This window comes from Streptomyces sp. NPDC002130 (genome assembly GCF_040296465.1).
Taxonomy (GTDB): Bacteria; Actinomycetota; Actinomycetes; order Streptomycetales; family Streptomycetaceae; genus Streptomyces.
On record NZ_JBEOXI010000902.1, the window covers coordinates 1 to 1347 of the forward strand.

A 1347-nucleotide genomic window follows, 5' to 3' on the forward strand; every position below is an offset into this window, starting at 1 on the left:
AGTGACAACCGCGCCGATGTCGGCGAGGGAGGCGCTCAGGTCCGTCAACGGCTCCCATTCGGTGATGGTGCCGTGCAACTGAACCGCGACGCGTAAACCGGCCACTCCCTCGCTTCCGAGGTGTGCCAGAACTTCCTCGGACGACTCGCCCGAAGGCGACCATTCCTCACGCAATCCGGCGCCCCGGATGGCGCCCGTCGCCTTCGGGCCGCGGGCAATGATGCGCGTGCGGGCGAGAGCCCCGAGGAACTCGTCGGTCAAACCCCACGACGCGACGGCGTCGAGCCAACCTCGAAAGCCGATCCCGGTACTGATCACGACCAATTCCGGAGGATCGGCAATCAAAGCGGACGTCTGAGTGCGCAGGTCTCGATCGTCCACCAACGGCAGCACATGGATCACCGGTGTTCGCACGATCTCCGCGCCTCGACGTTCGAGGAGCGTCGCAAATTCTTCGACACGCCGTTCTGCGGTCAAGGCGATAGTCGCACCCGCCAAATCATGTTCAGCCACAGGCTGAGTGTCCCTTATGCACGGGTCAGTTTCCTACGCGCGCGCCGAGAACTATTGCGAGCTGAGGGTGGCAAGCCTGTTGATCGCTACTTTGAAGAGGAAAACGGCGGCCGGAGCGATCGCACCGACCAGCAGCAGGAAGGTCAGAGGGGACGAAAGCACGAGTACGTCGCCGCCGGGGCCGCCCACCATGCACACCAAGAACCCGACGATCCAACCGGCGAGCGGCAAGGCGGCCCTACCCGGCGTCGTAACCGTGCGGGCGGCGATCACCAAGACGAGGTTCGCCACCGCTGCCACGAGAATGCTGATCGGAAATGCCGTAGTACCGAGATGAGTCGGCAAGAACAGGACGGACAACACCGCGCACAGGAACCCGTCGAAAATCAGGACGCCGAGGATGACAGGGTCGAGCCACGACAGTGACGTTCCTGTCGAAGCGCCTGTGTTGGTCTCGGCCGTGATCATGGTTTCGATAGTGGTCTATCGACGGCTGACGCGCGAGCGCGGGGTCCTCCCGACAAGCACCCCGGCTCGCACCCGCCAAGTACGAAGTCGATCAGGGAACCGGTGGGAACCCGAGCAGCGTCAGCAGATGACTTTGCTGATCTGCGAACGCGTAGAGCGATCCGTAATACATGTCGTGGTAGTAACCGGCCATCGGACGCAACGAATCGACGAAGGCAACGATCTGGTTCTGCAGGTCCCAGTTGTACATTTCTTCAGCCCCCAGGCTTTGGGCGATGATCGAGACCACGGCGCCGTTCTCGGCGGAGCGGCCCTCGCGCTTGGCGACGCCCTTCTGGCCCTTGATGCGGAGCGCCTCGACGGCCT

The 1347-nt window shown here is 63.2% G+C and carries 2 protein-coding genes and 1 pseudogene; all 3 read right to left on the minus strand.

Translation table 11 applies throughout. The annotated features are described in order from the left end of the window. A partial coding sequence (locus tag ABT116_RS46800) for a uroporphyrinogen-III synthase (RefSeq protein WP_351647408.1) occupies positions 1-513 on the minus strand: 513 nt, incomplete at its 3' end. A gap of 51 nt (positions 514-564) precedes the next feature. After that, a complete protein-coding gene (locus tag ABT116_RS46805) occupies positions 565-981 on the minus strand; it encodes a hypothetical protein (protein ID WP_351647411.1) in 417 nt (138 codons plus the stop codon). Between the two features lie 267 nt (positions 982-1248). Then, a pseudogene (locus ABT116_RS46810) lies at positions 1249-1347 on the minus strand (translation elongation factor Ts); the annotation flags it as partial.